Origin of the sequence: Parashewanella curva (genome assembly GCF_003675895.1) — a bacterium.
GTDB lineage: Bacteria > Pseudomonadota > Gammaproteobacteria > Enterobacterales > Shewanellaceae > Parashewanella > Parashewanella curva.
Map to the genome: position 1 here is coordinate 37,887 of NZ_ML014786.1, position 6,736 is coordinate 44,622.

Consider the following 6,736-nt stretch of genomic DNA (forward strand, 5'->3'; position numbering starts at 1 on the left):
ATCGTCGCATAGCCATCATAGGAGTCACAGTTAACATTGATCCTTACTGTACCGGCATGCACTACTGGCGATAAAATACCGAAAATTAAAAATAACAATGAGTTGAACTGAAATCAAATAGGCTTTTTATACATAATGCTAACGGCTACAGGAACTCAAGATGCTGAGATTATAAAAAGTTTTGGTATCTCGCGTAATTAAATTTCATTCACTTTATGCGCAAACTTATTCTACTTTTGCAAACTCAAATGCAATCACATCATCTTTTTTAGGCAAGGTCGATAATGACTTACCTCCACTATACAAATTAAGGAAGGCGTAGCTACCATCAGGTGCATGCCAAGCAAAATATCCTTCTTGAATTTTGTCATTTCCTTTTTCATCCTTAATTAACCACCGAATTAAATTTCCAAACTTAGTTATATTGCCATCACTAAGCTTGGAAAAATCGAAATAGATTGGAGTAGTATCATCATTTGGTTGTAACTTCTTCAGTCTAACTCTACCTTCAGAATCAACACTGTCGACGATATAAAATCGACCATTGTCAAAGACATTAGGGTTTAATAATTGGTTTTGGAACACACTCCCCTGCTCGATCAACTCTGCCATTTGAATTGACTCTTTAGAATCATTACTACTGATAACAACTGGAACTTGGCTAAACGATTTTACGGACTCAAAGATATCAGGTTGATTTTCCGCATTCATTTTCTGAAGGGTAACATCAGGAACATACCAACCGGGTGCAGGAGGTGGAGCATCGTAACCAGCCAGCGTTTGTTGAATTGAAGGTAAACTATTAAAGTCAGTATCAACTACTGTATCTTTATCAATTCTTGCAACTGAAAGATTGATGCTATGAGAATCAATTTCATAACTAGCAGCATCACTATAGCTGCCAATTGGATTATGTTGTGAATAGTAAGGAAGAAATGTTATTTCCCCCTTTCTATATGAAGCGTCAGGTAGTAAAGACTCATTATTACTTGGTATTAGAGTTAAATCGATATTATCAAATGGGTTATCTTTTGGAATTGCTTTTGAATAATTAATCCCAGTCTCAGTGATCCCACCTTCAATATAAATGCTCAAAGGTGAACCATTACCACCTTTAAAGTCAACGGGAATAGCGTCATCAGTGGTTACGACTCCAGGCAGGCTTATTAAACCATAATGAGGCGTTATGTATTTTGTCCCTAATTTGACCTCTCCTTTTAAATCTTTTTGAACATTGGGGTTATTCACGCAAAAGTGATTATATCCCTTAATTTTAACGGTATCTGACTCTGAGTTACTGAAATTATTATCTTGCTTCGGGCTTCCAAATTTAAGTTTTAAGCGCCTTACTTGTTTGCCTGACTGTTGATCAGTAGCCAGTTTATTTAACTCAACACTATAATTTATGGACTCCTTAAGGCCTGAAAAAAGAATGGTGTTAAAGCCCGGTACTAATGGCCCAAACACCCACAAACTAGTGATATTATTAGGTGTAATAGCCGGACGTATTGAAAAAAAACCAAGGACTCTAGGGATAGTGAGAATAGCTGGAGCAGAAACATCAGCTGAACACTCTAAATGCACTGAAATGTCTTCTGAAAAAGCATTATTCATTACCATGGTTAACCCAAGGCATGCCATTGATGCAAGTTTATTGATCGCGTTCATAGTGTTGATTAAGTTGAATCGATTTACTCAATGTTAATAACAAATGCCTGAATACAGTCTGAACTCACACTGTTGCCATCTGCACACCACTTCTCTTTAGCTTTGATGAACGCAAAAAATGGCTTAAAACTTATTGTTTTTAAGCCATACACAATCGAACATCTTGAGACTCATCCAACTTTTGCAAATTCAAACGCTATCACTTCGCCTTTTTTAGGTAAGGTTGATAATGATTTAACACCATCATTTAAATTGAGGATTCCATAGCTTCCATCTGGAGCATGATAACCAAAATACCCTTCTTGCATTTTTCATTACCTTTTTCGTCATTAATCAACCAGCGGACTCGGCTTCCCCACCATGTTATGTCACCGTTACTGAGTCGAGAAAAATCAAAATAGTGAGATTGCACACCGTTTGGCAAAGGTGCAATCGTTTTAAGCTTTATCCGCCCTTCTGCATCAACACTATCTACAATATAAAATCGTCCATCTTTAAAGACTGAAGGATCGAGAAGGTCATTTTGAAAGGCATCTCCTAATTTGATTAGTTTTGCCATTTGAAGAGATAAATCATGTTACGCACTAACAGCTTTTAGAGACTGAAGTTCTGTAAAGCTGTTAGTGCGTAACATGAGTTAATAACTGCACTCAAGCAAACCGATAACACTATGGCCAATTTATACTCGTGATACCTGAAGATGCAGGATTTCAGCGAGAATTTATTACCATTTAGACAAGGCATTTATCCGTAGGAATAGTTGTTCTATTTCAAGGGTAAATAACGCAGTGAAAAAGGCAATTAAACTCGCACTGCGTGGGCTTTTCAGCATTGCATTATTCTTTGTTGCGAAAGCTTAAATTAGCCCGCTAGTTCTTCACTTTCACGCCTCGAATAATGCAATGCTGAAAAAGCCCTGAAAGTTGCATCTTCAAGTATCACGAGTATATATTTGGGATTCATAATCTGAAGGAAACCTTGATACGACGATTCCCTCAGTGTAAGTATTTGAGACTGTATTTAACCTGAACTTAAAAGGTAACCTTAAGTTTTGGGGAATGTGGGACGGCTTGGCAAGCTAGAATTTTCCCTGATTTAACTTCACTTTCTTCAAGTGCTGAATTATTTGGCATATTAACTTCACCATCTTCTAATACACATTGGCAAGTACCACACAGCCCTGCCTCACAAGAATGAGGAGCATTAATCCCTGCTTCAAGCATAGCTTGCAGCAAACTTTCACCAGCATTCACCTTTAACTTATGCTGCTCACCATTCAACAGCACTTGTAAATCAGCATCTACACCACCTTCAAGCTCTGTCGGTTTTCCTAAGCCAAAGTATTCGGAATGAATTCTATTATTAGGCACATCGATGCCCTTTAATGCTGACTTAACATTTGGGATAAAGGAATCTGGGCCGCAAATATAATATTGGCAGTCTTGGGCATACGGTGGGTTTTCACTAATAAAAGCTTGAACCGCTTTATCATCAATCCTACCCGTTCGCCAAGGGCTTGACTTAAACCAGCTAGGTGAACTGTGACAATGCTGTACCACTAATCTATCGGAATATTTCTTTTCTAATTGGTTAAGCTCGTCAGCAAAAATAGTGCTTGCCCCATCTTTATTTCCATATAGCAAATAAGCAAAACTATTGGCTTCTTTTTCAAGCACACTGGTGATCATAGCGTAAATAGGAGTAATTCCGGAGCCTGCCGCAAAAAAATAATGACTTCTTCTTTTGCTCTGTTCTGGCTCTAAAACAAAGTTTCCATTTGGCTGAGTCGCTTTAACTAGTTCACCAACACTTAATCCCTCATTGATGTATGTTGAAACTCTGCCCTTCTTAACCTTTTTTACGGTAATTCTAAGTTTGTTGGGTTTATCCGATGAGACTGAATAGTTTCGAGTATAACTTTCTCCAGCTACTTCGAATTGAAGCCTGATATGCTGCCCAGCTTTCCAATGAAATAAATCCTTTAAATTATCAGCAATTGAAAAACACACAGAAACAGAATCTTTTGTTTCTTGTGAAATATTCGAAACAGTTAAATCATACCAGTGCATTTATACCAATCCTTATTGAGATGTGAACAGCTCAGAGCTGTGCCAGTGGTGCAAGTACAATCTAAATTGATGCAGACATAGCTGCACTACGTCAAAGAAATTTAGGGCAGTAATTGTGACACTGGCAAGCTCCCGAGGGCAAGGACAAAGGCTTTCATAGCTATGTTACAAGTTTTCATATTATCTCAATAGTATTTCAAACTGGTGCCTTGCTCTGCAAGCCTTTGTTTCTTGCTGAGTGAGCACATTTCAATGCGGATTGGTATTATTCCGACAAATACGGCTTCAAATACTCTAACACCACTTGTTGATGCTCCCGAACAGGCGATTCCCCATTCTCAGCCGAAGGTCCGAGTTCAAAATAAGGACTTTGAAATGATTTTTGTTGCTGCTCACAAACATAAATGTCTTCTTGCATAAAATCAGCTGAACCAAGCGGGTGCTTGCTGTCTTCATTTGGATATTTGGCCGTGATTCGTTTCTGCCAAAAAGAAGCCGAACGCATACTATATTTGGCAAACTCCCAATCCGATGCTGGCATCACTTTGGTTCTGACTTCAACTCGTGTTTTATCTACAGAGACAGGAATAACATGGAATACTGACCAAGCCGCTTCTGATTCACCTAATCCAATCCCTGGAAACAACATAGGGACGTAAGCACCAAGTAACTCTTTTGGGATATGATCAATCAATGGCATTGAAGAGTGTTTTTCAAGGTTTGCGGCATACTCCTCATCGAGAGGTTCCCAAAATGCAAAGTGTGGTCCAGCAAAACCAAATTCCGCTTTTGAGTGATCATACATATTTAGCGTACCACTATGAAGTTGAGCAAGATGGTAATGGTCGATATAGTTCTCAACCACGATTTTCCAGTTAGCATTTATTTCTTCAACAACTTTATAATCTTTCGCTTCAATTAATTTTTCTACTTGGTGTGGCCCTAGCAAGCTTTCAACTGGGCTAAACCATTCAGTGATAGACATAGGATTTTCATCTGGATGCACCCAAAGCATACCTCGCCAAATATCGACTGAAGCACGTTTCAGTCCAAGGCAACTTTTATCTAAGTTCGCAAACTCAGCCGCCATTTTCGGTACAGATATAAGCTCACCTTCGAGATCGTAAGTCCAATCATGATATGGACAAGTTATCGATTTTTGTGCCTTTCCTTCTGCTCTTAATAATTGAGTTCCTTTATGACGACACATATTGTGGAAAGCTCTTAAGCGATGATCTCGCCCCATTACGATAATGATGCTGTTCAAACCTGCTTGAATAGATTTGTACTGACCCGGCTCAGTAATATCCTCCATCAAACCAGCAAAATACCAATTCTTGGAAAAAATATGCTTCATTTCCAAATCGAACCACTCGGGATCGGTATAGGCTTTTAGCGGAATCACATCATTTTTATTCATACTAACTTCCTAAAGAATGCATCATAACAACGAAAAACTACACAAAGATGAAGCAACTCGCTGCAACTACAGCCCAAATTAACATGGTAAACCAGTACATCCCTGGTTCTTCCTCACGTTTATAAGATTGCCAGATATAGGCCTCTCCTCGAACCAAGTCGAATAACAGCCATAAAATAAGGAAAAAACCAAGCCAATAGCTCCAAGGTAAAGACATGAACATAATTGAACCTCAAATATAAATTGTCACAATGAAAATAAATATACCATAACATTAAATAGAGTCAATTATGCCACCGAATAGAGGCTGATTTATATCTATAGCTAAACCAATATAAAATGACTTTCTCAGAGCTTTCTGTGGAGACACAATTTGAGGCGCATCAATACAATAATGTAGATACCTTATAAATTGATGTAACAAAAAAGTGTGCCTCCACAGAAGCTCCTAGCAGGCTGGTTTAAAAGAAATTTATGCTGTGTTAAATCGTCTCAACGTAGCAATGTAATAACGACAGCTTTGTATGTCGGTAACAACTATGTATTCACCGATTTGCCTTGCCTAAACTTCTTTTAATTCCAGCTGAGTGCGTCATTTTATATTGATTTAGCTATATAGCTTGACTCTTTTAAATTTTTGTTCAATAAATAGACTATAACCATAAGGTTTGTGCAGGTTTCCTGCACTGTGGTGTGAGACGTAAAAATTGTCTAAACCATTATTTGTTTATTCGGGAGTTGGTTAAGGCAATTGATACCTTGTCCGAGGCACCGTGGATCATTAGCTAATAATGACCATGGATGGTAAACGAGTAATGAAAAGGGATAATTATAATGATCTTAAATCACCTAATGGGTTTATATACCCAACCTAAGAAAGAGTGGCAAAACATTGAAAAAAACCATGAATCGCTACAAAGTAGTTTATCTCATGTGTTATTAGTTGCTTTAATTCCTGCACTTTGTGCATATATCGGCTCTGCTCATATTGGTTGGAATCCTGTAGCAAGCTCAGAGAAATTATTTTTAACTACTCATAGCGCGATTTTAATGTCTATTGCTATGTACTTCGGTTTATTGGTTGGCGTGTTTGCTCTCGCATATTTAGCCCATTGGATGGCAAAAACCTTTGATGCTAAACCTACCTTTACTCAAGCCATTGAATTAGCTTCATATACCGCTACTCCCATGTTTATGGTCGGATTATCGGCACTCTATCCAGAGCTATGGTTTATGATGACAGTAGGACTATTTGGGGTTGCTTACTCTGTATACTTACTCTACACAGGCGTTCCCATCATTATGAATATACCTGAAGAAAAGGGCTTTATTTATTCGAGTTCTCTCGTCACATGTGGCCTATGTCTACTAGTAGCATTAATGGCAACAAGCGTAATTTTATGGAGTAATGGCTTTGGCCCAGAATTAGCAGGCGGATAGGTTCAATTGCTAAAATCGAGTAGGAGGGAGCCTCACGGCTCCCGTCCTCTCACACCACCGTACAAGCGATGTCGCATACGGCGGTTCCAATTATACTGCTAACGTCTTGTACCCTTCTAACAACGAGTACAGTCCCATC

The 6,736-nt window shown here is 38.5% G+C and carries 5 protein-coding genes; 1 reads left to right on the forward strand and 4 read right to left on the reverse strand.

Annotated features, from left to right (window positions below; genetic code table 11):
* Positions 1-225: 225 nt before the first annotated feature.
* From D5018_RS12730 to D5018_RS12740, 4 genes are all read right to left on the reverse strand, one after another.
* A complete protein-coding gene (locus tag D5018_RS12730; RefSeq protein ID WP_121839382.1) occupies positions 226-1,668 on the reverse strand; it encodes a hypothetical protein in 1,443 nt (480 codons plus the stop codon).
* 247 nt (positions 1,669-1,915) lie between these two features.
* Entirely contained in the window at positions 1,916-2,227 is a 312-nt protein-coding gene (locus D5018_RS21555; protein WP_133309289.1) for a hypothetical protein, read from the reverse strand.
* A 472-nt stretch (positions 2,228-2,699) separates the two neighbouring features.
* Positions 2,700-3,737, reverse strand: coding sequence for a 2Fe-2S iron-sulfur cluster-binding protein (locus D5018_RS12735; RefSeq protein ID WP_121839383.1), 1,038 nt, complete (start codon positions 3,735-3,737; stop codon positions 2,700-2,702).
* Positions 3,738-4,002: 265 nt separating this feature from the next.
* Positions 4,003-5,157: an aromatic ring-hydroxylating oxygenase subunit alpha gene (locus tag D5018_RS12740; protein WP_121839384.1), complete on the reverse strand. Its 1,155-nt coding sequence runs from the start codon at positions 5,155-5,157 to the stop codon at positions 4,003-4,005.
* A gap of 834 nt (positions 5,158-5,991) precedes the next feature.
* On the opposite strand from D5018_RS12740, the gene D5018_RS12750 reads away from it, so the two are divergent.
* Positions 5,992-6,597, forward strand: a complete 606-nt coding sequence (locus tag D5018_RS12750) for a Yip1 family protein (RefSeq protein ID WP_121839386.1) — start codon at positions 5,992-5,994, stop codon at positions 6,595-6,597.
* Positions 6,598-6,736 lie beyond the last annotated feature (139 nt).